The sequence below is a fragment of the Rhodohalobacter sulfatireducens genome (assembly GCF_022012475.1).
GTDB classification, from domain to species: domain Bacteria; phylum Bacteroidota; class Rhodothermia; order Balneolales; family Balneolaceae; genus Rhodohalobacter; species Rhodohalobacter sulfatireducens.
This window is the reverse complement of the sequence record NZ_JAKLWS010000112.1, coordinates 1-629: the sequence shown is the minus strand read 5'-3', so window position 1 is coordinate 629 and position 629 is coordinate 1. Positions and strand designations below refer to the sequence as shown.

1 protein-coding gene is annotated in these 629 nt (G+C 45.0%); it reads right to left on the bottom strand.

Going from position 1 to position 629, the window contains the following annotated elements; translation table 11 throughout:
* Positions 1–629: DUF7133 domain-containing protein (locus L6773_RS21320; protein WP_237856701.1), on the bottom strand; the 629-nt coding region annotated here is incomplete at its 3' end.

Sequence of the window (629 nt, the reverse complement as noted above, 5' to 3'; positions counted from 1 at the left end):
CCCACAGAGATATAGATCCAACCGTCGATACCAAATTGGATACCATTCGTGGCATGGTCGGTACCCCTGCTCTGTATATAATTTGGATTACCAATACCCTCAATTAATGGTTGAGGAGAACCATCTGCCACTCCGTCTCCATTTTTATCTTCAAAAACGACGAGATCCTGGCCGGTGGCCAAACTGTCTTCCGCAGAAAAAGTAGTGTAAAGCACAAACACCTTATCGCCCATAGGTAGAATTCCCCGCGGGTTATCCACTTCAGCAAAAATAGTACTGGAATCTAGAATCCCATCATTATTGCAGTCAACCAATCGTACTATTTTTCCCCTGCCCATTTCTTTACCCAGCGAACCCTGCATGTCGACACCGACATAAACATCACCTGTTGGAGCAACCCCCAATGAAGCGGGACTGGGGGTTAGGTTAGGTCCGGAAAAGACTGTGATATCAAGGTCATCAGGCCAATTCAGATTCTGGGAAAGTGAATCAGAAAAAGCGGCGTATGCGTTTGAAGTCGCCGGAGAACATGGATTTATTTTCTGGGTATTAAATAGCCTTAAAATGAGTAATGCAACAACGACACAAACGGCAACAGTGGCGAGCAGAGTTAAAACAGTCTTTTTCAT